At 72.1% G+C, this 22,326-nt stretch carries 22 protein-coding genes; 16 read left to right on the top strand and 6 right to left on the bottom strand.

Translation table 11 applies throughout. The features are described from left to right. Window positions 1-11 precede the first annotated feature (11 nt). Window positions 12-839: an SAM-dependent methyltransferase gene (locus tag NAG42_RS31105; RefSeq protein ID WP_250035458.1), complete on the bottom strand. Its 828-nt coding sequence runs from the start codon at window positions 837-839 to the stop codon at window positions 12-14. A 34-nt stretch (window positions 840-873) separates the two neighbouring features. On the opposite strand from NAG42_RS31105, the gene NAG42_RS31100 reads away from it, so the two are divergent. Both NAG42_RS31100 and NAG42_RS31095 read left to right on the top strand, forming a co-directional pair. After that, entirely contained in the window at window positions 874-1,263 is a 390-nt protein-coding gene (locus tag NAG42_RS31100; protein ID WP_250035457.1) for an ester cyclase, read from the top strand. Between the two features lie 47 nt (window positions 1,264-1,310). Next, window positions 1,311-2,534, top strand: a complete 1,224-nt coding sequence (locus NAG42_RS31095; protein WP_250035456.1) for a glycosyltransferase — start codon at window positions 1,311-1,313, stop codon at window positions 2,532-2,534. 10 nt (window positions 2,535-2,544) lie between these two features. On the opposite strand, the gene NAG42_RS31090 is transcribed toward NAG42_RS31095, so the two are convergent. After that, window positions 2,545-3,927 carry an APC family permease gene (locus NAG42_RS31090; protein WP_250035455.1) on the bottom strand — a complete coding sequence of 461 codons (1,383 nt, stop codon included), beginning with the start codon at window positions 3,925-3,927 and terminating at the stop codon, window positions 2,545-2,547. A gap of 80 nt (window positions 3,928-4,007) precedes the next feature. On the opposite strand from NAG42_RS31090, the gene NAG42_RS31085 reads away from it, so the two are divergent. Continuing rightward, window positions 4,008-4,427 (top strand): universal stress protein, encoded by a 420-nt coding sequence (locus tag NAG42_RS31085; RefSeq protein WP_250035454.1) that lies wholly within the window; start codon window positions 4,008-4,010, stop codon window positions 4,425-4,427. Here the strand turns inward: NAG42_RS31085 and NAG42_RS31080 are convergent. Further along, window positions 4,424-5,176: a pectate lyase gene (locus NAG42_RS31080; protein ID WP_250035453.1), complete on the bottom strand. Its 753-nt coding sequence runs from the start codon at window positions 5,174-5,176 to the stop codon at window positions 4,424-4,426. The two genes, NAG42_RS31085 and NAG42_RS31080, sit on opposite strands and share 4 nt — an antisense overlap. 502 nt (window positions 5,177-5,678) lie before the next feature. Then, window positions 5,679-7,445, bottom strand: a complete 1,767-nt coding sequence (locus NAG42_RS44485) for a phosphotransferase (protein ID WP_308201211.1) — start codon at window positions 7,443-7,445, stop codon at window positions 5,679-5,681. A gap of 404 nt (window positions 7,446-7,849) precedes the next feature. Here NAG42_RS44485 and NAG42_RS31065 point away from each other — a divergent pair, with 404 nt between their 5' ends. The 6 genes from NAG42_RS31065 to NAG42_RS31040 are packed head-to-tail and all read left to right on the top strand — an operon-like array spanning window position 7,850 to window position 11,050. Next, window positions 7,850-8,185 carry a hypothetical protein gene (locus NAG42_RS31065; protein ID WP_250035452.1) on the top strand — a complete coding sequence of 112 codons (336 nt, stop codon included), beginning with the start codon at window positions 7,850-7,852 and terminating at the stop codon, window positions 8,183-8,185. A 55-nt stretch (window positions 8,186-8,240) separates the two neighbouring features. Continuing rightward, window positions 8,241-8,744 (top strand): pyridoxamine 5'-phosphate oxidase family protein, encoded by a 504-nt coding sequence (locus tag NAG42_RS31060; protein ID WP_250035450.1) that lies wholly within the window; start codon window positions 8,241-8,243, stop codon window positions 8,742-8,744. A 22-nt stretch (window positions 8,745-8,766) separates the two neighbouring features. Next, window positions 8,767-9,090 carry an ArsR/SmtB family transcription factor gene (locus tag NAG42_RS31055; RefSeq protein ID WP_250035449.1) on the top strand — a complete coding sequence of 108 codons (324 nt, stop codon included), beginning with the start codon at window positions 8,767-8,769 and terminating at the stop codon, window positions 9,088-9,090. Next, complete coding sequence (locus NAG42_RS31050) at window positions 9,087-9,578, top strand: SRPBCC family protein (RefSeq protein WP_250035448.1); 492 nt, start codon at window positions 9,087-9,089, stop codon at window positions 9,576-9,578. The genes NAG42_RS31055 and NAG42_RS31050 overlap by 4 nt, the downstream gene beginning before the upstream one ends. Beyond that, a complete protein-coding gene (locus NAG42_RS31045) occupies window positions 9,575-10,189 on the top strand; it encodes a dihydrofolate reductase family protein (protein WP_250035447.1) in 615 nt (204 codons plus the stop codon). The genes NAG42_RS31050 and NAG42_RS31045 overlap by 4 nt, the downstream gene beginning before the upstream one ends. A gap of 9 nt (window positions 10,190-10,198) precedes the next feature. Then, complete coding sequence (locus tag NAG42_RS31040) at window positions 10,199-11,050, top strand: DUF1028 domain-containing protein (RefSeq protein WP_250035446.1); 852 nt, start codon at window positions 10,199-10,201, stop codon at window positions 11,048-11,050. Between the two features lie 8 nt (window positions 11,051-11,058). On the opposite strand, the gene NAG42_RS31035 is transcribed toward NAG42_RS31040, so the two are convergent. Together NAG42_RS31035 and NAG42_RS31030 are read right to left on the bottom strand one after the other, a co-directional pair. Next, window positions 11,059-12,537, bottom strand: coding sequence for a polysaccharide biosynthesis protein (locus tag NAG42_RS31035; protein ID WP_250035445.1), 1,479 nt, complete (start codon window positions 12,535-12,537; stop codon window positions 11,059-11,061). A gap of 81 nt (window positions 12,538-12,618) precedes the next feature. Next, window positions 12,619-13,029 (bottom strand): helix-turn-helix domain-containing protein, encoded by a 411-nt coding sequence (locus tag NAG42_RS31030; protein ID WP_250035444.1) that lies wholly within the window; start codon window positions 13,027-13,029, stop codon window positions 12,619-12,621. Between the two features lie 46 nt (window positions 13,030-13,075). Between NAG42_RS31030 and NAG42_RS31025 the strand changes: the two genes are divergently transcribed. The 7 genes from NAG42_RS31025 to NAG42_RS30995 all read left to right on the top strand — a co-directional run bounded on the left by NAG42_RS31025 (window position 13,076) and on the right by NAG42_RS30995 (window position 22,316). Then, window positions 13,076-14,323, top strand: coding sequence for an MFS transporter (locus NAG42_RS31025; protein ID WP_250035443.1), 1,248 nt, complete (start codon window positions 13,076-13,078; stop codon window positions 14,321-14,323). Continuing rightward, a complete protein-coding gene (locus NAG42_RS31020) occupies window positions 14,280-14,954 on the top strand; it encodes a hypothetical protein (RefSeq protein ID WP_250035442.1) in 675 nt (224 codons plus the stop codon). Before NAG42_RS31025 ends, NAG42_RS31020 begins: the two co-directional genes overlap by 44 nt. Window positions 14,955-15,044: 90 nt before the next feature. After that, window positions 15,045-16,592 carry a long-chain-fatty-acid--CoA ligase gene (locus NAG42_RS31015; protein WP_250035509.1) on the top strand — a complete coding sequence of 516 codons (1,548 nt, stop codon included), beginning with the start codon at window positions 15,045-15,047 and terminating at the stop codon, window positions 16,590-16,592. 93 nt (window positions 16,593-16,685) lie between these two features. Further along, a complete protein-coding gene (locus NAG42_RS31010) occupies window positions 16,686-17,987 on the top strand; it encodes a GlnX family signal transduction membrane protein (RefSeq protein ID WP_250035441.1) in 1,302 nt (433 codons plus the stop codon). Continuing rightward, complete coding sequence (locus NAG42_RS31005; RefSeq protein ID WP_250035439.1) at window positions 17,987-18,955, top strand: glutamate ABC transporter substrate-binding protein; 969 nt, start codon at window positions 17,987-17,989, stop codon at window positions 18,953-18,955. The genes NAG42_RS31010 and NAG42_RS31005 overlap by 1 nt, the downstream gene beginning before the upstream one ends. Continuing rightward, window positions 18,952-20,130: a hypothetical protein gene (locus tag NAG42_RS31000; RefSeq protein WP_250035438.1), complete on the top strand. Its 1,179-nt coding sequence runs from the start codon at window positions 18,952-18,954 to the stop codon at window positions 20,128-20,130. The genes NAG42_RS31005 and NAG42_RS31000 overlap by 4 nt, the downstream gene beginning before the upstream one ends. Then, window positions 20,127-22,316, top strand: a complete 2,190-nt coding sequence (locus NAG42_RS30995) for a serine/threonine-protein kinase (RefSeq protein ID WP_250035437.1) — start codon at window positions 20,127-20,129, stop codon at window positions 22,314-22,316. Before NAG42_RS31000 ends, NAG42_RS30995 begins: the two co-directional genes overlap by 4 nt. The last annotated feature ends 10 nt before the right edge of the window (window positions 22,317-22,326 follow it).

Genomic DNA, 22,326 nt, shown 5'->3' with positions numbered 1-22,326 from the left:
CGGGGCGGCGATCAGCGCTTGCGGGCGACCGCGCCGTAGACGGAGACGTGCTCGGCCGGCGGTGGCGTGGTGCCCGGGTCGGGTCGCCACTCGCTGACCACGGTGAGGCCGGGCTCGAGCAGTTCGAGGTCGTTGGCGTCGACCAGACGGGTGAGCTGGTCGCGGGAGCGCCCCTCGAAGCTGCCCGCCCCCTTCACCTGGCCGCTGGTGAGGGCGGCCGCGATCTCGGGCGGCAGGAAGTCGGCGGTGGCGTGGGTCAGCGCCAGGAAGCTCCCCGGGGGCAGCGCCCGCATCAGGGTGGCGACGGCCGCGGTGGCCTCGTCGTCGTCGTGGACGAAGTGGAGCACCGCGATCAGCATGACCGCGACCGGCCGGCTCAGGTCGAGGGTGGCGGTCAGATCCGGGTGCTGGAGGATCTGCTCGGGCTCGCGCAGGTCGGCCGCGAGATAGGCCGTGCGCCCCCGGGGGTCGCTGGTGAGCAGCGCCCGCGCATGGGTCAGCACGAGCGGATCGTTGTCGACGTAGACGACGTGACTGGCCGGCTCGATGCGCTGGGCGACCTGGTGGGTGTTGTCGGCCGTGGGCAGGCCGGTGCCGACATCGAGGAACTGCCGGATGCCGTACTCCTGGGTCAGCACCCGAACCGCTCGCTGCAGGAACCGGCGATTTTCCACCGCGGCCGTCCGGATGTGCGGGAACACCGCCTCGATGGCGTCCGCCGACTCCCGATCCGCCGCGAAGTTGTCCTTACCACCGAGCCAGTAGTTGTACCGCCGCGCCGGATGAGGCACGGAGGTGTCGATTGTGGAGTTCCCGCTGTCCCCCGCTGACTGAGCCACGCGCCGACCCTACCGGCTCGGGCATGATCTCCGCATGACCCTGGAAGCGACCTATCGCGACTATCTGCGGGCTCTCAACGACCGCCGCCTGGACGACCTGGTGCGTTTTGTGCACGACGAGCTGACCTACAACGACACGGTCCTCACCCGCGGGCAGTACGCGGACATGATCGCCGCCGACATCGCCGCGATCCCCGACCTGTATTTCGACGCCCGCATCCTCGTCGTGGACGGGGACCGGGTCGCGTGCCGGCTGCTGTTCGCCTGCACGCCCCAGCGCGAGTTCCTGGGCTTCGTCCCCCACGGCCGCCGCCTGACCTTCGCCGAGCACGTCTTCTACGAGTTCACCGACGGTCGCATCGCCGCGGTCACGTCGATGATCGACCGCTTCGCCATCCAGTCCCAGCTGCAAGCGGCCTACTGACGCCGGGCCTCAGCGTTCTGTCAGAGTGCGTGTGGGTCAATGAGCCCATGCGGATCGTGACTCTGGCCGTGGGCAGCCGCGGCGACGTCGCGCCCTACGTCGGTCTGGGCGTGCGGCTCCAGCAGGCGGGGCACGAGGTCACCATCGCCACCCACGCGCTCTTCGAACAGATGGTGACGGGCCACGGCCTGGGCTACGCGACCCTGCCGCTCGACACCCGCGAGGAGTTGCTGGCCAAGGCCGGCAGCGGCTCCCTGACCGGCATCCTGGCGGTCAACCGGTCGGTGGGCGCGCAGGCGCTGCCCCTGGGCCGGGCGATGGCCGAGGCCGCCCGGCAGGCCGACGTGCTGCTGCTGACCCCGGCCGGCTGGATCGGCGGTCACGTGGCCGAGGGTCTCGGGCTGCCCAGCATGGGCGTCTACCTGCAACCCATGACGCCGACCCGCGAGTTCCCGCCGTCCACGGTGACGACCCGCTCGCTGGGCCCCCGGGGCAACCGCGCGGCCGCCCGGGCCGTGCTCGAGTGGGGCCAGCAGCCCTACAAGAGCGGCGTGCGCACCCTGCGCGCCGAGCTCGGTCTCCCGCCCATCGGGCACCGTCAGTGGCTGCGCGACCTCGACGCGGCCGGGTGGCCCATCTGCTACGGCTACAGCCCGCACGTGGTGCCGCAACCCGCGGACTGGCCGTCGTCGTGCACCACGGTCGGCTACTGGTGGCCCGCACCCGAGCCGGCCTACACGCCGTCGCCGGAACTGGCCACCTTCCTCGCGGCCGGACCGCCCCCGGTCTACGTCGGCTTCGGCAGCATGCCGGCCCGCGACAGCCGGGCGCTGTCGGCGCTGGTCCGGCAGGCCGTCCGCGACGCCGGCGTGCGAGCCGTGCTGAGCGCCGGCTGGGCCGGCCTCGACGGGTCCGGCGACGACGTGCTCACCGTCGCCGACGTGCCGCACGAGTGGCTGTTCCCGCGCATGGCCGCCGTCGTGCACCACGCAGGCGCCGGCACCACCGCGGCCGGCCTGCGGGCCGGGGTACCCGCCGTCCCGGTCCCGCTGATGGTCGACCAGCCCTTCTGGGCGCGGCGCCTCGTCGGGCTGGGAGTCGCCCCGGCCGCCGTCCCGTTCCGGCGCCTGACGGCATCCCGGTTGGGAGCCGCGATCCGGGAGGCTGTGGGGAATCCGGGGTATCGGCGACGGGCCGAAGAGGTGGCCGCGGCCCTGTCCCAGGAGGACGGCGCGGCCGGCGTTCTTCGGGCGCTCGCGCCCATTTCGTAGCGCGCCCCGGCTACTCGCGCAGGTTGGTCGGGTCCAGCTTGGTCTCCTCGTGGCGGACGTTGCGGTTGTAGAAGAACGTGACGATCCACAGGAGAACGCCGATGACCAGCAGGATGCCGGCGATGCGGTAGTCGTCGGCCGAGCGGCCCGACAGCGGGCTGGCCAGGTAGGCACAGGCCACGGCGCCGATCACCGGGATGGCGGTGGGGGCCTTGAAGTGCTTGTGCTCGACCGGGTCGCGGCGCAGGACCAGGACGGCGATGTTGACCACCGTGAAGACGCACAGCAGCAGCAGGGACGTGGTGCCGCCGAGCGCGGACAGGTCGGCGAACCAGATCAGGCCGAAGGCGATCACCGTGGTGAAGACGATGCCGACCCACGGCGTACGGCGGCCGGGGTGGACCTTGCCCAGGATCTTGGGCAGAACGCGCTCGTTGGCCATCCCGTAGAGCAGGCGGCTCGCCATCAGCATGTTGATCAGGGCCGAGTTGGCCACGGCGAACATGGTGATGAAGGCGAAGATCCACAGCGGGAACGCCGACGCGCCGGCCTCGACGACCTTGAGCAGGGGTGCGTCACCCTCACCGAGATCCTCCGGCGAGACCAGGGCGACCGACGAGATCGAGACGAGCACGTAGATCACGCCGGTGATGCAGAGCCCGGTCAGCATCACCTTGGGGAAGATGCGTACGGGATCCTTGGTCTCCTCGGCCATGTTGACCGAGTCCTCGAAGCCGACCATGGCGAAGAACGCCAGCGCCGTCGCCGCGGTGACCGAGAAGAACGCGGACTCGCCCTCGGCCGCCGAGAAGTCGGTGAGCCGCGACAGGTCGCCGTTGCCGCCGCCCAGCGCCCACGCGCCGATGCAGATGACGATCAGCAGACCGGTCAGCTCGACGCAGGTGAGCAGCACGTTCAGCTTGACGCTCTCGCCGACGCCGCGGAAGTTGATCAGCGCGATGAGCAGCATGAAGCTGAGCGCGATGGCGGTGAGGGCGGCGCCGTCACCCAGCGACAGGTCGAAGGCCTCGTCGAAGTTCGACGCGAACGCCTTGGACGCGCTGGAGGCCGACGTCAGCCCGGAGCACATCACGGCGAAGGTGACGATGAAGGTCAGGAAGTGGATGCCGAACGCTTTGTGCGTGTAGAGCGCGGCGCCGGCCGCCCGCGGGTATTTGGTGACCAGCTCGAGGTAACTGAACGCGGTGAGCAGCGCGACGGCGAAGGCGCACAGGAACGGCAACCACACCGCCCCGCCGACCTCGGCCGCGACCCGGCCGGTGAGCGCGTAGACGCCCGTGCCGAGGATGTCCCCCACCACGAACAGCAGCAGCAGGCCCGGGCCCATGACGCGCTTGAGCGTCGGCTCCTCATGCGTTGTGACGTCCGCCATGATGGCAACACTCGTACAGATTCGCGGATCTGTCGAGCCAGAGCTATCGACGAGTCGCGATCAGCCGCTAACGTCGGGTGATGCGCATCGTCGTCGCCGCCAAGCCCGAGACCGACCAGCCGTGGCTCGCCGACGCCGTGATCGGCCTGGCCAAACAGACCGGCGCCACGGTGGCGGTCGTGGCCGCCGACGAGGTGGAGCTCGAGCGGCTCGCCGCCGTGCCGCGCAAGGTGTTCGCCGACAACGCGTACGCGTCGGCCGCCACCATGGCCCGCCGCCTGGCCGAGGCCGGGGTCGAGGCCAGTGTGACGGTGCTGTCCGGTCGGCCGGTGCCCGCCGTGCTCGCGTTCTCCCAGCAGCACAACGCCGACCTGATCGTGGTCGGTTCGAGCACCCGTCCGAAGGTGGCCGAGCGGCTGCTGGGCAGCGTGCCGCTCGACCTGATCAAGCAGTCGGCGAAGCCGGTGCTCGTGATCACCCATCCGGGACATCCCGCTTAGGGGCCCTCGACGCCGGTTGCTACGCAGCTCGTTCCGTCCGGACCTTCGCCGATCCTGGTCGGCTCGTCGCCGGTGTTGTTGCCCTCGAAGAGGTCGCACAGCGCGATCTCGCCGCCGACCAGCCTCACGCCGTCGATCGTGAGCCGGTCGCCGAGGTTGACGTTGATGCCGGCCAGGGTGGTGCCGGGCGCCGTGGCGGTGATGTTCTCCATCCGCACGGTCCGGGCCGCCTGCGTCGAACAGTTACCGCACGACCGATACAGCTTCCCGAAATCGGATACCTCGAAGTCACGGACGGTCACCGACCCGCCCGCACCCCGGTTGTCCTGGAACACCTTGTCGTCGGCGGCTGTGGCGCTGCCCCCCTCGATCACCACGGTCGCCCCGGCTCCGCGGAACGTCGCCGCGTCCTCACCGACGTCCTCCCAGTGCACGTTGCTGAGCGTGCAACTGCCCGCGCAGTGCACACCGTCGGCGGCCGGGCTGCCGAGGATCACATTCCTCAGCGTGGCCCCCGCCGCCAACTGGAACAGGGGATCCTGCCCCTCATCCTGGCCGCCGTCACCGAGGTCGCCGCCGCCGATGAACCGCTGATTCTCGCCGTCGAACACGCCGCTGACCTCGATTGTCGCGGTCACGACCTGTTCCCCGGTGGCCGGCGGAACCGCCGCCGACGAGACGTTGGCGAAGATGATCGCGGCACCTGCCCCGGCCACCGCGATCGCCATTTTCTTCCGCATACCAGTCATAGCTGGCCTTCCACTATCAAGCCCCCACAGCCGACAGTTGCCCCCAGAGGTACGTAGGGGAGGGGGTGGCGGATCAAGATCAAGATTAAGGTCAAGGTCAAGGTCGGGATGTCGTAGCGGGGTGGGGAGTACGGACCGCAACTCACGTCGAGGGCCGTGGTGGGGCGAGCAGGGCGCTGGCGCGCCCAGAACGCTCACCCCACCACGGCGACCTGCGTGCGTGGTGACGCTCGAAGAACACCGCGTGGTCACTGCCGTGGGCAGCCTCACCGCCGTGGGGGCTCACAACCGTAGGAGCTCACAACCGTAGGGGCTCACCGCCGTAAGAGCTCACAACCGTAGGGGCTCACCGCCGTAGGGGCTCACCGCCGTAGGGGCTCACCGCCGTAGGGGCTGACCGCCGTGGGGCTCACCGCCGTAGGGGCTCACCGCCGTGGGGCTCACCGCCGTAGGGGCTGACCGCCGCGGGGCTCACCGCCGTAGGGGCTGACCGCCGCGGGGCTCACCGCCATAGGGGGCTGGCTTGGGTGGTTCGGCGGGACTCCAGCCAGCGCAGTAGGTGTGTGGCTTGTTCGCGTTGCATGTGACGTAGGCGTGGGTCGCCGGGCAGGTGGCCGTCACGCCAGGCGCGGCCGGCCAGACCGGACAGGGCCACATCGACGTGGTCGGCGGGAGCGTCGGGCCACGTGGCGCGCAGCAGGGCCGCCGGGTCGTGACCGCAGGCAGCCACGTCGGGGGCCAGGCGGACGACGTCCATCCAGCCGGGTGCGGTCCACTGGTGGGTCCAGTCCACGATGCGCAGCCGGCCGTCCGGCTGCCGGATGACGTTGTCGCGCCGCAGGTCGCCGTGGTGCAGGGCGCTGCCCGGACGCAGTACCGCCGACCAGCGGCGCTCCAGGTCGGCCAGCTCGGCCGCCCGCAGGTTCACCGGCAGCGGCCGCAACCTCTCCGGCGCATCCCACGCGCCCAGCAACGGCCGGAACGCGTCCGCGTACGGGCTCGTGCCGCCGATCGGGCACGGGTCGGTGGCGGCGCGCAGCCGGTCGGCGAGGCGGTGGAGCTCGGGGAGGTCCGTGGGCTCCCACCGCCGTACGGTCTCGCCCTCGATCACCTCGTAGACCGCCACCCGCCAGGCGCCGACGGCCGCCGACCCGGCCAGGCGCGGGCCGAGGTCACCCACCGCCCCGGCGAGCACCACTCCGGCCTCGACCGCTTCGCCCAGCCCTTCCCCGACCGGCGCGGCCTTGACGAACAACCGCCGCGCCCCGGCCCCGGTCACCATGGAGGCGATCGACGGGGTGAAGCCGGCGTCGGCCGGATGCTCGCTGTGGATGGCCGTTCCGAGCAGTGCGGAGACCGCGTCCCCTACGGCTTCGGGCGCCTCCGAGAGCAGCGGGCGTCTCACCCCTCGAGCGCCGCGGTGATCTGCCGGGTCGTGCTCGCGGCGATCCGGGGGTTGCCCGCCGCGTAGGACCGGTAGGCGTTCAGGCCGGCGGCCAGCGCGAAGCCCCGGCCCCCGGAGCCAGGTCGCGTCGTCGGCGCCGAGGGTCTCGCGGAACACCGCGCGGGCGGCCGGGGAGAACAGGGTGAAGGCCATCATCAGGTCGTGGGCCGGGTCGCCGGCTCCGAGACCGCCGAAGTCGATGACCGCGCTGACCCGGCCGTCGACGGTGAGCAGGTTTCCGGTGTGGAAGTCGCCGTGGAACCAGACCGGCGGCCGGTCCCAGGCCGGCGCCCGGAGCGCGTCGTCCCACAGTGAGGTCAGCGCGCCGGCATCGAACACGCCGGCCACCGCGGCGATGGCGGCCCGGGTGTCGTCGTCCCGCCCGGCCAGGGGTTCGTCGTGGCCCGGCGGCTCGGCCGGCACCGGCAGCCGCCGGAGTGCGGTCAGGAATCGCGCCAGCTCGGTGGCCACGCGCGGCGAGTCGCCCAGGGCCTCCACGGTCGCGACCTCGCCGTCGAGCCAGCGGGTGACCGCCCACGGCCACGGGTAGCCCAGGGCGGGCTCGCCGACGGCCACCGGGACGGGCACGGCCAGCGGCAGGTGCGGTGCGAGGCGGGGCAGCCACTCGGCTTCGACCCGAGCCTGGCCCCTCGCTCCGGAATGCCGGGGCACCCGGACGGCCAGGTCGTCGCCGAGCCGGTGGATGACGTGGTCGGAGCCGGCCGGGTCGACCGGCCGCAACGGACGGTCGGCCCACTGCGGGAACTGCCCGTCGACCAGCGCGCGGACCAGCGCGCTGTCGATCACCCGGTATTCGGTCGCCACCGGTCCATCTCAGCCCACAGTCGATCACCCTGTCGAAGCGTTTATCCGCTCCAACGGCTGAAATTCTCCCGCGTACGGGGTCAAGGCCTCGACGCCGGGGGCGGTGGCCGGGACCCTGGGGCGCAGCACGGCCGGGATCCGAAGTGGTCACTGTCGGCTTCCGGTCAGGAACGGGGCGTACGTCGATGGGATGCGGCAGTCTTCACGGCGGGATAGTTGAAAGCAACACCAAACCCGGAATTTGGCCGGTCGGGTGACCGGAAGAGACCGATCGCGGTCGATGCGGGGGGATCAGTCCGGTCACTCATCCATAACAGCGGATATGCAGATGGTGACGGGCGCGTTTAGGTAGATCTCGCTGAACACCTCAAGAATCGTCGTGGCGCACGAAGGGAACGACCCCCGTGGTTGACGCTGTGATCTACGTGCGGCCCGAGAACTACAGCGCGAGTGCTGCGCGGTGCCTCGACTACTGCTCCGCCCGCCGCTACAACGTGGTCGGTCTGATCCCGGGTGACTGGGCGGCCGCCATGCGCATGCTGCACGAGGGCAAGGCCACCGTCGTGGTGGTGTCGTCGGTCGAGCACCTGGAGCCGCAGCCGGGCGTTGAGATCGCCCCCAAGCCCTCCTCGCGGCGCCGCGCCGGTGCCCGCTCGACCGCGAACGCCGCCCGCAACCGCTGGTCGGCCCCCACGCCGGCCACGACCGAGCCCATCGCGGCGCGCCACTACCGCTACTGACGCCCGGCGACACGCGCGGGCCGCGCCGCCGTCGCGGGCTTATTACCATCCGGTCATGAGCGAACACACCGGCGTCCTCGACAAGCGCTTCAGCGACCCGCAGGCCACGGCGCGCCCCTGGTCCGATGTGGACGACACGCTGACCGGCGCGAAGATCTTCTGGCTGTCGTCGGTGCGGGCCGACGGCCGTCCGCACGTCACGCCCCTGCCCGCCGTCTGGGCGTTCGACGCCTTGCACTTCTGCACCGGCGCCGCCGAGCAGAAGGGCAAGAACCTCGAGCACAACCCGAACGTCGCCCTGACCACCGGCACCGCCGAACAGCACGCGGGCCTGGACGTGGTGGTCGAGGGCGCCGCGATCCGGGTGACCGACGAGCAGCGCCTGACCGAGCTGGCCGGGCTCTGGAAGGACCGCCACGCCTGGGACTTCCAGGTCCGCGACGGCTTATTCACCCAGGACGGCGAGCACACCGCGCTGGTCTTCGCGGTCGCCCCGGCCAAGATCCTGGCCTTCGGCAAGGGTGAGCCTTTTTCCCAGACCCGCTTCCGCTTCTCCTGATCGGCGAGTAACGTACAACCACATGGTTGTAGGTGACGGCGCCGACCGCGTGTTCCACGCACTGGCCGACGGCACCCGGCGCGACATCCTGGCCCGGGTGATCCACGACGGTCAGTCGGTGTCGGCGCTGGCCCGGCTCTATCCGATGAGCTTCGCCGCGGTGCAGAAACACGTGGCCGTGCTGGAGCACGCCGGGCTGATCACCAAGGAGCGCCGCGGCCGGGAGCAGGTCGTGCATGGCGAGGTCGACGCGTTGCGCCGGGCCGCCGCCCTGCTCGCCGAGCTGGAGGACATCTGGCGGCACCGGGTGCGCGGCATCGAGGACGTACTGAGGAGAGAGACATGACTGTGCTTGATGTCCACCGGGACGAGGAGGCGCTGACCTTCACCATCGTCGCCGAGTTCGACGCGCCGCCGGCCCGGGTCTGGCAGGTGTGGGCCGACGCGCGCCAGCTCGAGCGCTGGTGGGGCCCGCCGACGTGGCCGGCCACATTCGACCGGCACGAGTTCCGGCCCGGGGGCCGCTCGGCCTACCACATGACCGGTCCGGACGGCACCAAGGCGCATGGCTGGTTCGCGTTCACGCTGCTCGACGAGCCGCAGCGGCTGGAGTTCGACGACGGCTTCGCCGACCAGCACGGCGAGCCGGTCACCACGATGGAGCCGACGCACGGCATCGTCACCTTCGAGGCCGTCGGTGACCGGACCCGGATGACCGTGCTGTCCCGCTTCACCAGCATCGACCAGCTGCAGGAGATGGCCAAGATGGGCATGGAGGAGGGTCTGCGCCTCGCGATCGGGCAGATCGACGGCGTGCTCGCCGAGCCGTCATGAGAGAGCTGGTGGTGGTCAACTCGATCAGCCTGGACGGGGTGACCCAGGCGCCCGGCACGCCCGAGGAGGACGGCAGCGGCGGTTTCGCGCACGGCGGGTGGCTGGTGCCGTTGTGGGACGACGACCTGGGCGCCTTCCTCGGCGAGACGATGGGCAAGCCGTTCGACCTGGTGCTCGGTCGCCGCACGTACGACACGCTGGCCGCGTACTGGCCGAGCGCCCCGGAGGAGGCGGGTGGCAAGCCGCTGAACGACGCGGTCAAATACGTCGCCTCCCGCCGGGCGGCACCGGATCTGCCGTGGCAGCGGTCGGTGCTGCTCAGCGGTGACGTGACCGAGGCGGTGGCCCGGCTCAAGCGCGAGGACGGGCCGGAGCTGCAGGTGCACGGCAGCGCCGACCTCGTCGGCACCCTGTGGGGGGCCGGGCTGATCGACCGGTTCCGGCTGGTGATCGCGCCGCTCGTGCTGGGTGGCGGCAAACGACTGTTCGCCGACGGCCTGCCCGCCGGCGCGCTGCGCCTGGTGAGCAGCGCGACCAGCACCAAGGGCGTCACGATGGCCACCTACGAGCCGGCCGGGGAGGTCGCCACCGGGTCGTTCGCCGAAAGCTAAGGTCGCGGCATGACCTTTTCGATCGTTGCCCGCTCGGCCGACGGCCAGGCCCTCGGGGTGGCCGTGGCCAGCAAGTTCCTGGGAGTGGGGGCGGCCGTGCCGGCCGCGCTGGCCGACGTCGGCGCGGTCGCCACCCAGTCGTACGCGAACCTGGCCTACCGCCCGCAGGCGCTGGCCCTGCTGGGCACCGGCGTGGCCGCCACCGAGGCGGTCAAGGCGCTGCTGGCCGGTGACGCCGGGCCGATCGAGCACCGCCAGGTCGGCGTGGTCGGGCCCGACGGGCTGGGGGCGACGTTCACCGGCGACCAGTGCCACGACTGGGCCGGCGGGGTGGCCGGTGACGGTTACGCGATCCAGGGCAACATGCTGGCCGGCGAGGCGGTCGTCGGCGACATGGAGATGGCCTGGCTGAGCGGGGACTCGGGGCGGCCGCTGCCCTACCGGCTGCTCGAGGCGCTGAGCGCGGGCGATCTGGCCGGCGGGGACCGGCGCGGGCGGCAGAGCGCGGCGCTGCTGGTGGTGTCGAAGGGGCGGGGCTACGGCGGGACCAGCGATGTGTGGGCCGACCTGCGCGTGGACGACCACGCCGACCCGGTCGGGGAGCTGGGGCGACTGCTCGGGATGCACAGCCTGTACTTCGAGTCGCCCGACCCGGCGACGCTGCTGCCGCTGACCGGGGCGCTGGCCGACGAGGTGGCCGAGCGACTGGTCAAAGCCGGTCACGTCGGTCCCGACCTCGACGAGTCGCTGGCGTCCTGGGCGGGCATCGAGAACCTGGAGATGCGGATCGTCGCGGGGCACATCGATCCGCTGGTGCTGGAGCATCTGCGGTCGGGCGGGGCCACCTTCGCCGGAGAGTGAGTGGCCGGTCAGGCGGCGCGGGTCTGCTCTGACGGCGTCGCGCACAGGTCGGCGAGTGCTCCGGCATCCCACTGCGCTTCCGGCCCTCGTACGAGAGAGGGGTCCAGCACCGGAACCGGGACGTGGGCGATCAGCGGGTGGCGCGGCCGCAGATCCGCCTCGCCGGGGCCGAAGAGGGTCTCGCCGAGCTTCTCCCCCGGCCGCAACCCGGTGTGGACGATGTCGATCGGCCGGCCGGACAGCTCGGCCATGTCCCGGGCGAGGTCGGCGATGCGCACCGGCTCGCCCAGCTGCAGCACCAGCGCCTCGCCGCCGTCGCCGATCGCCGCGGCCTGCAGCAGGAGCGTGACCGCCTCCTGCGTGGTCATCAGATAGCGGGTGACCTCGGGGTGGGTGACGGTGATCGGGCCGCCGTCGGCGATCTGCGCGGCGAACGTGGTCAGGACCGACCCGCGGGCCCCCAGCGCGTTGCCGAAGCGGACGCTGACGAACCGCCCCGGCCACCGCTGGTCGAAGCCGGCGGTGAGCCGTTCGGTGATGCGCTTGGTGTAACCGAGCACGCTGACCGGGTCGGCCGCCTTGGCCGTGGAGACGTTGACGAACAGCTCCACCCCGGCGGACGCTTCGAGCAGCGCCAAAGTGCCCAGGACGTTGGTCTTGACGGCTTCGCCCGGGTGGCGTTCCAGCAGCGGCTGATGGTGCAGGGCGGCCGCGTGGAAGACAACTTCCGGTTCCCGGGTACGGAACACCTCGCGCACCCGTCCGGCGTCGCGCACGTCAGCCAGCACGACCGACGGATCGTGCAGCTCGGCCCGCGGATCCACACTGAGCTGCACGGCCTGCAGCGCCGCCTCGTCGTGATCCAGCATGATCAGCTCGGCCGGCTCGAACCGGTGGATCTGCCGGCACAGCTCCGAGCCGATCTCACCTCCGGCCCCGGTCACCAGCACCCGCTTGCCCCGCAGCCCGGCCGCGATGGCGCCGGCGTCGGTCGCGATCCGGTGCCGCCCGAGGAGATCGGTGATCCGCACCTCGCGGATGTCCTGGGCGCCGAGCTCGTGACCGAGCAGCTCGCTGGTCTCGGGCACGACCAGGAACCGCACTCCGGCGGCCAGGGCCAGCGCCCGGATCCGGCGCACGAGCGACCCCTCGGCGTTGCCGATCGTGAAGATCACCGCGGTGGCCCGGGTCCGCTCGACAACCGCGGCCAGGTCGGCCCGGCTCCCGATGACCGCGACGCCGGCCAGCCGCTCCCCCCGCAGCGCCGGGTCGTCGTCGAGCACCCCCACCGGGTCGAACCGGCTCCGCGCGTCGAAAATCATGCTGTGCAGCAACGTGCGTGCCGCGCTCCCGCCCCCGAACAGGACCGCGCGCTCCTTGAGCTGCCGCCGGCCCGGCGCTCCGGCATGCTCCCGCCGCCACCGCTCATACCGCACGCCGAGCGCGTACAGCAGGTTCTCACTGCGGGTGTCCCTCTGCCGACGCACCACCGCACCCCCTTTGGGCTGATTGTGCCCTGTTTCCACCCCACGAGTGGCCAGGATGATCACGCCGGATCGCCGATCCCGTCAGTCGTCCCGGGTAAGCAGGACAACCACGTCCAGCAGCCGGTGCCAGTCGAGCTCGGTCGGCGGCCGGCCGGCGAGTGCACCCATGGCCGCCATGGCTCCGAGACGCCGGGACCGCTCAGCCGGCGGCGTCTCGGCGCGGAACCGCGCACTTCGCGAGAACTTGACCAGCGACTCCGGCAGTGCCGCCGGCGCGGGGGCACCGGTGTCGCCGGCGAGCCGGACATCGAGTTGGAGATCGAGAGCAGCGGCGAGACCGCTGAGGGCGGACAACGTCGGATTGCCCCGGCCGTTCTCCAGGTTGGCGATGTAAGGCACCGACAGCCCGGCGTCGGCGGCGACCGAGGCGATGGTGCGGCCGGCCGCCGTCCGCCGGTGACGTAGCCGGGCACCCAGCTCGACTATTTCCACAGGACACATCTTGCCACGTGTTGTTCCCGGAAGATAGCTTGCCGACATGTGGACTCTGCTGGCTCGGCGTCCCGGGTTCCGGCGGTTGTGGGCGGCGGCGACGGTCGACGCGGTGGGGACCTGGCTGCTGGTCATGGCGGTGCCCGTACAGGTCTACGCGCTGACCGGGTCGGCGACGTCGACCGCGGTCGCGCTGGCCGTGCAGGCCGCACCGACGCTCGTCGTGGGCCCGTGGGCGGGCGCGCTGGTCGACCGGTGGTCGCGGCGCTCCGTCTTCGTCGTGGCCAACGGGGTCGCCGCGCTCGGGGTGGGCCTGATCGCGGCCGGGCCGGTGAGGCTGATCTACGCGGGTCTGGTTGTCGAGTGTGCGGCGGCCTGCTTCCTGCGGCCGGCCCTGCAAGCCACCGTTCCGGCGGTGGTCACCGACCGGGCGGACCGCGCGTCGGCGAACGCGCTGCTGGCCGTGTCGCACAGCGTGCTGCGCATCTGCGCGCCGCTCGCCGGCACCGCGCTGACCGCGGCGGGCTGGTTCACGGCCGTGGTCGCGGTGGACGCGGCGAGTTATCTCGGCGCGGCTCTCCTGCTCGCCCGATTGCCGCTCGCCGCCGGGCCGGGCCGGCCCGCGACGGCAACACGGCCGCCGACCGGATCACCGGTGGCAGCCGGCGTGCGGGCCGGGCTGCGGTTTGTCTTCCACAGCCCGGTCCTGCGCGGGATGCTGGCCGGATCGTTCGTGTACTGGGTGGCCAACGCGGCGCTCACGGCGTTGCTGGTGCCGTTCGCGGTGGGGCGACTGCACGGGGACGGCCGGACGGTGGGGCACCTTGTCGCCGGGTTGGGCGTCGGCTTCCTGGGTGGCTCGTTGCTGAGCCGATCGCTGGTGGTCCGGTGGCCGGCCCGGACGGTGCTCACGACCTCGTACGCAACGGTGGGCGCCTTGTTCCTGGTCCTCTTCACGACCACCAGCACCGTCGTCGCGCTTGTCTCGATCACGGTGGCCGGCGTTCCGGGGGCAGTCGCCACTGTCGCCACCGCCCACCACGTCCAGACCGCCTCGCCCGCGGGAGCTGTGGGCCGGGTCGCGTCCGCCTTCCAGGTCAGCGACGCGGCCGCCGCGGTTGCCGGGGCGCTGGCCGCACCGGCGCTGGTCGTCCTGATCGGTGCGGCTGCGGCGCCGATCGTGGTGAGCGCGCTGGTGCTGGTCGCGGCGGTGGTGACGGCCGTGCAGCTGAGGGTCGTAGGCTCGGCCGGTGGCGGCGCGCAAGATCGACGTACTGGTGGTGCGGTGGTATGAGCTGCGGACGGTGGGAGACATCGTCGGGCGGTGGTATCGCGCGGCTGAGGAGCACCTGCCGGAGGCGGTGCCGGTGCGGTTCGGGGAGTCCGAGCCGCTGCGGGGACGCGGGGGCCGGTCCGAGGTGCAGGCGGTCTGGGCCGCGGCTGATTCGCTGCTCTTCCTGACCGGGCGGAGTCCTGTCCACCACATCTCGTTCGATGCCGGGCCCGGCATCGCCCCCGGGCCGGTGGCCGTGCACTCGATGCAGGTGGAGCTCGGGGCGGACGACGAACGGGTGCGGAGGTTCGCCCGGGCGGTGGCCGGCGACAACTCGTTCTATGTGTCGGCGTCGGTGGCGGGCGGGATGACCCTCGAGCGCAAGACGCTGTGGGGGCCGGCCGAGCGGCGGGAGGAGCCCTACCTGGCGCCGCTCGGTGAGTGGCTGGGCCTGCCGCCGTCGCCGCCGGCCTGGTGCTGGTTCGGTCCCCCTTACGTACGCAAGACGGGGTTGACCTTCTATGCGGAGGGTCCGTGGGTGCCGGAGCGGCTGCGGGCGCGACTCGGCGAGGAAGAACCGGCGCGCCGGCGTGCCGCGTGGTTGCCCCGTGGGCTGCGCCGATCGCCCTGGCGTCTGCTGGCCGGCGGCTGAAACAACACCGAAACGGAGGGTTTCTCAGGTCCGCGACTAATGGTGGGATGAGACGGCAGTCACATCAGCACCGTGAAGGGGACCGACCGCATGCTCAACCTCTCGATCCTGCTCGAGGACAGCGCCCGCACCTTTCCGGATCGGGCGGCGGTCGTCCTCGGAGACCGGCGCCTGACCTACGCCCAGGTCGACGCGGCCGCCAACCAGGTCGCCAACCTGCTCGTCGAGCGGGGCATCCGGCCCGGCGACAAGGTGGCTCTGTCCTGCCCCAACCTGCCGTACTTCCCGGTGGTCTACTACGGCATCCTCAAGGCCGGCGCGGTCGTCGTGCCGCTGAACGTGCTGCTCAAGGGCCGCGAGATCGCGTATCACCTGAAGGACTCCGAGGCCAAGGCCTACCTGTGTTTCCAGGGCACCCCCGAGCTGCCGATGGGCGCCGAGGGCTTCGCCGGCTTCGAGCAGACCGCGGGCTGCGAGACGTTCCTGCTCATCACGGCCGACCCGGCCGCGGCCTCGCCGATCGAGGGCGCCGAGACGCTGGGGGCCGCTCTGGCCGGCCAGTCGCCGGTCTTCGAGGCGGCGCTGCTGCCCGAGACCGACCCGGCGGTCATCCTCTACACCAGCGGCACGACCGGCCAGGCCAAGGGGGCCGAGCTGTCGCACGCCAACCTGCTGCTCAACGCGCTCACCTGCAACCGGCTCTTCGGCGGCACCCCGGGCACCGACACCCACCTGCTCGTGCTGCCGTTGTTCCACTCGTTCGGCTCGACGGTCAACATGAACGCGGGCTTCGCCACCGGAGCGACGCTGGTGCTGCTCCCCCGCTTCGACGCCGCGGCCGCCGTCCAGTTGCTGCAGAGCGAGAACGTCACGTTCTTCGCGGGTGTGCCGACCATGTGGTGGGGCCTGCTCAACGCGCTCGGTGAGGGCGTCGACGTGGAGCGCATCGCGGCCAACATGCGGGTTGCTGTGTCCGGCGGTTCCAGCCTGCCGGTCGAGATCATCAAAGAGGTCAAGGAGCGCTTCGGGGTCACCATCCTCGAGGGCTACGGGCTGTCCGAGACCTCGCCGGTGGCCACGTTCAGCAAGCCGGGGGCCGAGCCGCGTCCGGGCTCGATCGGCGTGCCCATCTGGGGTGTCGAGGTGAAGCTCATCGACGCCGAGTGGAACACGGTGGACAGCGCCGACGAGATCGGCGAGATCGCCATCCGCGGCCACAACATCATGCGCGGCTACTACAACCGTCCCGAGGCGACCGCCGAGGTCATGCGGGACGGCTGGTTCCGCAGCGGGGACCTGGGCCGGCGCGACAAGGACGGCTACTACTACATCGTCGACCGGGCCAAAGACATGATCATCCGCGGGGGCTTCAACGTCTACCCGCGGGAGATCGAGGAGGTCCTGCTGACCCACGAGGCCGTCTCGCTGGCCGCGGTGATCGGGGTGCCGCACCCGAGCCACGGCGAAGAGGTCAAGGCGTTCGTGATCCTCAAGCCGGGGGCGAGCGTGACCGGGGACGAGCTGGTCGAGTGGGGCAAGGAGCAGATGGCGGCGTACAAATACCCGCGCGTGGTCAGCATCGTCGAGTCGCTGCCGATGACCGCCACCGGCAAGCTGCTCAAGCGCGAACTCAGCTAATCATTCTCGGTCAGCAACGCCCGGCGGCTCCGCTGCCGGGCGCTTGCGTCGATGGCGCACAGTAAAGGCCGCACAACCGCGGGGGAGGACAGCTTGAGCACAGCGCTGGCGGCACGGCCCGGCGTGGTTCGCCGCGTCGGGCGGCTTCGGCACACATCACCGGGGCGGCTGCAGTTGCTGATCGCCACGCTGCTCGCCCTGGGTGTGCTCACCGGCCTGCTGGCCGGCGTGGCCGGCTCGTCGGCCCGGGCCGGCACGAGCGACCTCGGCGACCGCGCGCAGCCGCTGCTGGTCGAGGCCGAGACCATCTATTCGTCGCTGGCCGACGCCGACACCACCGCCGCCCAGGCGTTCCTGGCCGGCGGGCTCGAGCCGTCCACGCTGACCGACAACTACGACAAGGACCTGGCGCGGGCGACCACCGCGCTGACCTCGGCCGCCCGGCGCACCGCCGAGGACGGCTCGGCGGCCGACGCCGTGCGCACGCTGTCGGCCGGCGTCGCCCAGTATTCGGCGCTGGTGGCCACGGCCCGGGCCAACAACCGCCAGGGCCTGCCGATCGGCGCGTCGTATCTGTCCGAGGCCTCCCGGCTCAACCGGGACACCCTGCAGCCGCAGGCGAAACAGCTGTTCACCGACGCCCAGCGGGAGGTCGAGGACGGTTACGGCCGGGCCGGCGCGCTCGGCTGGGTGGCGCTGCTCCTGCTGTCGCTGCTGGCCCTGATGGTGGCGCTGGTCCTGACCCAGCGCTATCTGAGCCGCCGCACCCGGCGCACCTTCAACATCCCGCTGGTCGTGGCCACGGTGCTGACGGCGCTCTTCCTGATCGGCTCGTTCTCGATCCTGCTGACCCAGCAGGCCCGGCTCGACCGGGCGGCCAACCAGGGCTCGCTGCCGGTGGCGTCGATCGCCGAGAGCCGCATCCTGGCCCTGCAGGCCCGCGGCGACGAGGCGCTCACCCTGGCCGGCCGGGCCGGCTCGGGACCGTACGAGAAGGACTTCACCGTCGTGGCCGAGCGTCTCTCGGTCCGCGGCGGGCCGATGGTCAACTCGTACGGCGATCTCGACCCCGCCCTGGGCCGGATGATGACCCGGGCGTCGGAGGGCTTCCAGCAGTACGTCACGGCGCACCGCGACGTCCGCGCGCTGGACGACAGCGGCGACTACGAGGGCGCGGTCAAGCTGGCCATCGGCAAGCAGACGACCGGCACGTTCGAGGGTGTGCGGGCCGACCTCGACAAGGCCTACGAGAACCGCAAGGCGTTCTTCACCGATGAGATCGGCGCCGCCGGCAACGGCTTGGGCGTGCTCACCGTGGGCGGGCCGCTGCTGGCGCTGGCCGTCTGCGTGCTGGCCTTCCTCGGCATCCGTGTGCGACTGGAGGAGTACCGCTGATGCGCATCCGGGTTGCCGTCACCGTGGCCGTGCTCGCCGCCACCGCGGCCCTGGCCGGTTGTGCCGGCGACTCCTCCGACCTGCCGGTCCTGCCCGACCAGCCGAAGGTGGCGGCGACGCCGCCGGCCCCGGGCGGTGAGCAGGCGGCCCCGCCGGCCTGCGATCCCCGGGCCAGCCTGCGCCCCGCCGGCGCGTTGCCCGCTCCGGGCGACATGCCCGCGGGCAGTTACATGGCGACCATCCAGGAGCGCGGCCGGCTGGTGCTGGGCACGAGCCAGGACACGCTGCTTTTCAGCTCGCGCAACCCGTTCAGCGGCCGGATCGAGGGCTTCGACGTCGACATGGGCCGCCAGATCGCCCAGGCCATCTTCGGTGACCCCGACAAGATCCAGATCAAGGTCATCGGCTACGACAAGCGCGTCAGCTCCGCCGCCGACGGCAGCGTGGACCTCGTCGCCGACACCATGACGGCGAACTGTGCCCGCTGGGCCGACGTCAACTTCTCCAGCATCTACTACGAGGCCGGGCAGAAGGTTCTCGTGTCCAAGAACTCGACCGCCAAGCGCATCGAGGACCTGGGCGGCAAGAGGATCTGCTCGGCCGCCGGCTCCACCTCGTTCGACAACATCGGCAAGGTGAAGGCCAAGCCGGTGCTGGTGGCGGTGGCCCGGCCCGCGTTCGGTGACTGCCTGGTGGCGTTCCAGCGCAATGAGGTCGAGGGCATCTCGACCGACGACACGATCCTGGCCGGGATGGCCGCGCAGGACCCGTACGCCAAGGTCATCGGCGAGAAGTTCACCGACGAGCCGTACGCGATGGCGATGAACAAGTCGCACCCCGAGTTCACCCGCTTCGTCAACGCCGTCCTCGAGCGCAACCGCGCCGACGGCACCTGGAAGAAGACGTACGAGAAATGGCTGGGCGACTTCGGCCCGGCGCCCGCACCGCCCGGAGCCCGATACCGATGACCAAGCAGGCGGAGGCCGAACTGCTGCGGCTGGAGACCGCGGTGACGGCGATCGCGGCCAACCTGGTCGACCTGGACGACAACCCGGCCCGCAAGGAGCTCGACCGCTCGGCGCTGACCGGGCCGACGGCGACGCGGTGGGCGGACGCAACCGAGGCGCTGGCCGAGCTCTGGGAGGGCTACCGGCTGCTCACCGAGGTGATCGCGCGGGCCACCAGGATGCGGGACAAGCGCTGGCCCAGCGACGCCGACCGCACCCGGTTCGCCCATGAGGTGCTCGGCGAGTCGGTGCACCTGTCGACCAAGGTCGTGCCGCTGGCCCAGCGCGGGCTGCTCGGCGTGAGCCAGGTGCACACGACGTGCACACCGGCCCAGCTGCTCTCGGCCATGGAGGCCGCGTTCGCCACCGCGGTCGACGTCGCCACCCGGGCCGGTGAGGCGTGGGACAGGCTGGTGCCGGCCGCGGCCGAGGCGGCGAGCGCGCTGGAGACCGTGCGGCGGCTGACCCGCGAGTCGGGCGGCAGCATGACGGCGATCGGCGAGGCCGACCGGCGGCTCGCTCTGTTCACCGCGGCGCTGGCCACCGACCCGCTCGGGGTGCAGGAGCGCGACCTGGCCGCCGTCCGCACCCTGATCCGGCGGGCCGACGCCGAGCGCACCTCGGCCGGCGAGCTGCGCGAGGCGCTGACCCAGCGGCTGGCCGACGCGCACCGCCTGGCGGCCGAGGTCGACGCGGCCACCGAGGAGGCGCACGCCGCCGCCGAGAAGGCGGCCGACCGGTTCCCGCCGCACGAGATCGCCGCCGTGCCGCCGGGCACCCTGCGACCCGACCTGGTGGCGATCGACGCGCTGGCCGCGGCCGGGCACTGGCCGCTGATCAGCTCACGGCTGGCCGAGTGGAGCCGGCGGGCCCGCGACCGGCTGGCCGCCCTGCGTGACGGCGCCGCCCGCAACGCCGGCCTGCTCGCCACCCGCAACGAGCTCCGCGGGCGCCTCGACGCCTACCAGGCCAAGGCGCTGCGGCACGGGCTGGCCGAGCAGTCCGAGCTGAGCCCGCTGGCCGCGGCCGCGCGGGAGGCGCTCTACGTCGCGCCGTGCGAGCTGTCCGCGGCCCGCCGGGCCGTCAACGCCTACCAGGATGCGCTGACCGCCACGATCACGAGGAACGGCCGATGAAGTGCGAACGCGACTGCCCGGGCACGATCGAGGACGGGTACTGCGACACCTGTGGACTGGCGCCGCGCACCGGCCCGGTGAAGGTGCTGGTGCCGGTTCCGCGGGAGGCGACCAGTCCGTCGGTCCGTACGTCCGCGCTCTCCACCCGGACGTCGGGGTCGTCGCGCACCGGCAGCGCCCGCACCGGGTCGCGGCGCCGCTTCGCCGGTGGCCTGGTCGACATCGCGCCGATCACCCAGGCCGACCCGGCGACGGCGATCATGGCCACGGCCGAGGTGCCCGAGTCGAAGCGGTACTGCGCCAAGTGCGGCAACCAGGTCGGCCGCACCCGCGGTGACCGCCCGGGCCGTACCTCGGGCTTCTGCCCCGCGTGCGGCGAGCCGTTCAACTTCACCCCCAAGCTCGTCAAGGGCGACCTGGTCGGCGGGCAGTACGAGGTTGTCGGGGCGCTCGCGCACGGCGGCCTGGGCTGGATCCACCTGGCCGTCGACAAGAACGTCTCGGACCGCTGGGTGGTGCTCAAGGGCCTGCTCAACTCGGGCGACGAGGACGCGCTGGCCGCGGCGGTGGCCGAGCGGCGGTTCCTGGCCGAGGTCGAGCACCCCAACATCGTCAAGATCTACAACTTCGTCGAGCACGACGGGGCCGGCTACATCGTCATGGAGTACGTCGGCGGCGAATCACTCAAGGGCATCCTCAAGGAGCGCCGCGCGGCCAACGGCGGCACCCTCGACCCGCTCCCGGTGGACCAGGCCCTGGCGTACGTCCTGGAGATCATGCCGGCGTTCGGCTACCTGCACGACCGGGGGCTGATCTACTGCGACTTCAAGCCGGACAACGTGATCCAGGCCGGCGACCAGATGAGGCTCATCGACCTCGGTGGTGTCGTGCACGTCGACGACCACGACGCCGCCCTCTACGGCACGGTGGGTTATCAGGCTCCCGAGATGGCCACGCTCGGGCCGTCGGTGGCCTCGGACCTTTACACCATCGGCCGTACGCTGGCCGTGCTCACCACCGATTTCCGGGGCTACCAGACGACGTTCGCCGACAGCCTGCCCGACCGCGGCGAGTTCGAGGTCTACCAGCGGTTCGAGTCGTATTACCGGCTCCTGCAGCGGGCGACGCGGACCAACCCGGGCGAGCGGTTCGTCGACGCGGCCGAGATGGCCGAGCAGATGATGGGCGTGCTGCGGCAGGTGCTGGCGGCCGGCGGCACCGCGCAGCCGGCCCCGTCGACGCTGTTCACCGGTGAGCTGCGCACCGACCTGCACTCCGAGACGCCCCGCTGGCAGGACCTGCCGACCCCGCTGATCGACCTGACCGACCCGGCGGCCGCGTTCCTGGCCTCGGTGACGGTCACCGACCCGGCCGAGGTGCTGACGCTGCTGCGCTCGGCGCCGGCCGAGACGCTCGAGGTGGCACTGCGCGGCCTGCGGGCGCTGATCGACCTGGGCGTGCGCGACGGCTCGTTCGCCGGGGCCCGGCAGGAGTGCGACCGGCTGGCCGTCACCTACGGCGCCGACTGGCGGGTCGCCTGGTTCGACGGGCTGCTGGGGCTGGCCGAGGGCAAGCCGGACGCCGCCCGGCCGCAGTTCGACGCCGTCTACGCCGCGCTGCCGGGCGAGCTGGCGCCGCAGCTCGCGCTCGGGCTCACCCGGGAACTGGCCGGCGACGCAGCGGGCGCGGCGGGTTACTACGACGTCGTCAGCCGCACCGACCCGTCGTACACGGCGGCGGCGGCCGGGCTGGCCCGGTGCCGTCTGAGCACCGGCGACCGCAGCGGGGCGGTCGAGGCCTACAACCGGGTGCCCGGCACCTCGTCGGCCTACCGCAGCTCGCAGGTCGGGGCGGTCCGGGCGCTCGTGCGGGCGCACCCGGCCACCGCACCCGACGTCGACTCGCTGGCCGCCGCGGCCGCGCTCATCGAGCGGCTCGAGGTGGAGGCCGCCCAGCTGGCCGCCCTGCGCGCGGAGCTGCTCGAACAGGCCCTGCGAAACATCAACGGAGGGATTACGCTGCCCGCGGCGGTGCTCGGCCCCGACCGCAACGGCACCATCCGGGAACGCGACGTCCGCTTCGCGCTCGAGGAGGCGTACCGCGAGATGGCCCGCGCGGCGCACGGTGCCGAGAAGGTCCGCCTGGTCGACCTGGCGAACGCGTCCCGCCCCCGGACACGCACATGATCGTTTTTCC

This window comes from Paractinoplanes maris (assembly GCF_023544465.1).
Lineage (GTDB): Bacteria > Actinomycetota > Actinomycetes > Mycobacteriales > Micromonosporaceae > Actinoplanes > Actinoplanes maris.
Note: the sequence above shows the minus strand (reverse complement) of the source record. Positions and strands in the feature narration are given on the sequence as shown.

Bases quoted from the DNA above. Each gene is read 5' to 3' on its own strand.
- NAG42_RS31015 (WP_250035509.1), top strand. From the start codon at position 15,045: ATGCTCAACCTCTCGATCCTGCTCGAGGACAGCGCCCGCACCTTTCCG.
- NAG42_RS31025 (WP_250035443.1), top strand. From the start codon at position 13,076: ATGTGGACTCTGCTGGCTCGGCGTCCCGGGTTCCGGCGGTTGTGGGCG.
- NAG42_RS31060 (WP_250035450.1), top strand. From the start codon at position 8,241: ATGAGCGAACACACCGGCGTCCTCGACAAGCGCTTCAGCGACCCGCAG.
- NAG42_RS31000 (WP_250035438.1), top strand. From the start codon at position 18,952: ATGACCAAGCAGGCGGAGGCCGAACTGCTGCGGCTGGAGACCGCGGTG.
- NAG42_RS31080 (WP_250035453.1), bottom strand. From the start codon at position 5,176: ATGACTGGTATGCGGAAGAAAATGGCGATCGCGGTGGCCGGGGCAGGT.
- NAG42_RS31050 (WP_250035448.1), top strand. From the start codon at position 9,087: ATGACTGTGCTTGATGTCCACCGGGACGAGGAGGCGCTGACCTTCACC.
- NAG42_RS31100 (WP_250035457.1), top strand. From the start codon at position 874: ATGACCCTGGAAGCGACCTATCGCGACTATCTGCGGGCTCTCAACGAC.
- NAG42_RS31040 (WP_250035446.1), top strand. From the start codon at position 10,199: ATGACCTTTTCGATCGTTGCCCGCTCGGCCGACGGCCAGGCCCTCGGG.
- NAG42_RS31090 (WP_250035455.1), bottom strand. From the start codon at position 3,927: ATGGCGGACGTCACAACGCATGAGGAGCCGACGCTCAAGCGCGTCATG.
- NAG42_RS31055 (WP_250035449.1), top strand. From the start codon at position 8,767: ATGGTTGTAGGTGACGGCGCCGACCGCGTGTTCCACGCACTGGCCGAC.
- NAG42_RS31005 (WP_250035439.1), top strand. From the start codon at position 17,987: ATGCGCATCCGGGTTGCCGTCACCGTGGCCGTGCTCGCCGCCACCGCG.
- NAG42_RS30995 (WP_250035437.1), top strand. From the start codon at position 20,127: ATGAAGTGCGAACGCGACTGCCCGGGCACGATCGAGGACGGGTACTGC.
- NAG42_RS31045 (WP_250035447.1), top strand. From the start codon at position 9,575: ATGAGAGAGCTGGTGGTGGTCAACTCGATCAGCCTGGACGGGGTGACC.
- NAG42_RS31085 (WP_250035454.1), top strand. From the start codon at position 4,008: ATGCGCATCGTCGTCGCCGCCAAGCCCGAGACCGACCAGCCGTGGCTC.
- NAG42_RS31095 (WP_250035456.1), top strand. From the start codon at position 1,311: ATGCGGATCGTGACTCTGGCCGTGGGCAGCCGCGGCGACGTCGCGCCC.